General features: G+C 71.4%; 2 protein-coding genes. Both read right to left on the reverse strand.

All coding sequences use genetic code 11. The features are described 5' to 3' along the window. The coding region (locus tag D183_RS0120115; protein ID WP_017910583.1) for a lytic transglycosylase domain-containing protein at positions 1-641 on the reverse strand (641 nt) is incomplete at its 3' end. A 438-nt stretch (positions 642-1,079) separates the two neighbouring features. After that, on the reverse strand, positions 1,080-1,820 hold a 741-nt coding region (locus D183_RS0120120; protein WP_017910584.1), incomplete at its 5' end, for a hypothetical protein.

Here is a 1,820-nt window from a genome sequence, read left to right on the forward strand (position 1 = left end):
CCGGCGTTGTAGGCCGCCGCGGCCAGCACCCGATCGCCGGCGTAGCGGCGCAGCAAGACGCGCATGTAGCGGGCGCCGCCGTCGATGGACTGGTCGGCCGCGAACGGATCGCGCACGCCGTACTCCCTGGCGACCTCGGGCAACAGTTGCATCACCCCCTGCGCGCCCTTGGGCGAGACCGCGGCGGCATCGAAGCCGCTCTCGGCATGCGCGATCGCGCGCAGCCACGGCTCGTCGACCCCGGTGGCGCGCGCCGCGGCGCGGAACTGTTTGGCATGCGCCTGCAGTTGCGGCGCCCCGAGCTTGCCCAGCCCGGGATGCGCCACCTCTCCCGGCGGCGTGACCGCAGTGAAGCGCAGATACGGCCGCGAGCCCGGCAGATTGCGCGTGGAGTAGACCAATTGCCCGTCCTGCTCGCGCTCGTACAGGGTGCCGCTGAACACGCCGAGGTTGCCCCACAGATTGGGCGTGGCGATCGCCGCATCGTCCAGTTCCCTGGGGGTGCAGCGCGAACCAGGTTCCTGCGCGGTAGCCAGGCTGACCGTGCCGTCGCGCACGCAGCGGTACACCGTGCGCGCTGCCGCGTCGGCGACAACGCCACAGCACAGCAGCAGGCAAAGCACGGCACGGGCAAGCGACATCGACAACACACTCGGATAGGGCGGGCGCGCATCATCGCGCAGCGCGCGTGGACGCAGGTGACGGCCTGTCGCCCGGCGCTGTTTCCGACACGGGTCTGGGTAGGAGCGGCTCCAGCCGCGACCAGGCTCCTGCACACCACGATGGCACCAGACTCCACGCGTCGGGACTGAAGTCCCTCCCACAGGGGCATGCGGCACGCTGGCTGGAACATCGTGGGCGGGTCGTTGGTCCCGATTGCTTCAGCGGCCGGATAGCGCACCGCCTTCGCTCGTCGCGCCTGAAGCCGTTCCTACAAGAACGTGCAGCACACGGTCTGGGCGCACTGTGGGAGGGACTTCAGTCCCGACTGCTGCCAAGGTCGAATCGCTCGCGGCCTCCGCTCTTCGCGATTCAAGCAGCGACGACCATTGCATGCGTCCTCCGACCTGCACGCCCACCTACGGCGCACACGCCGCCAGCTTCTGATCGGCGTACCACAGCGCGCGCCGCGCCAGGTCGTAGGCGCTGTCGGCCTCGCGCGGCAGCAGTTGCTGCGCGCGGATCGGGTCGGCGCCCTTGGCCATGGCGGTTTCCACCTGCAGCAGCGCATCCAGGTGCTGCTGCACCGGCGCCAGCAGGCGCGCGCGCTGCGCCGCCGGGCAGGCGCCGCGGCGTTGCTGCAAGTCGGCCAGGGCCTGACGAATCCGCCGGCTGGCTTCGCCATCCAACCCGGGCGCCTTTTCGAAGGCGATCGGCGCGGCCTTGTAGGCATCGCCGGTGGCCTCGCTGCCGAGGTCGCTGGCGCGCTCGTGCAGCGCCGGATTGAAACGCACGTCCGGCGGCGGCCGCGCCACCGCCGACTGATGGGTGTTCTTGGGCAACAGCTGCTTGATGGCCCGGTCGATGCCCTGCACGGCGACGTCGCCGAGGGTGCCGTCGCTGGCCCAGTCCTTGTCGAAACGGGTCGACCGGTAGTCGATCGGGTTGGGCCGTTCGAGCAGGCGCTTGGACTTGGCCACGTCGCGCGGATTGAGCGTGCCCGGCGGCGTGCCCTGCGCCTGCGCGAACGGATCCACCGCCACCCCATCCGGCAGGCGCGGATGGCCATCGCCGGTGTACAGCGTCGCCGCCATGCCAGTCGCGGCCGCGGCGGGCGCGCTCGGCGTCTGCGAGGGCGAAGACGGCGGCGCGGCGGCGCG

The sequence above is a fragment of the Xanthomonas sp. SHU 199 genome, assembly GCF_000364665.1.
Taxonomy (GTDB): domain Bacteria; phylum Pseudomonadota; class Gammaproteobacteria; order Xanthomonadales; family Xanthomonadaceae; genus Xanthomonas_A; species Xanthomonas_A sontii.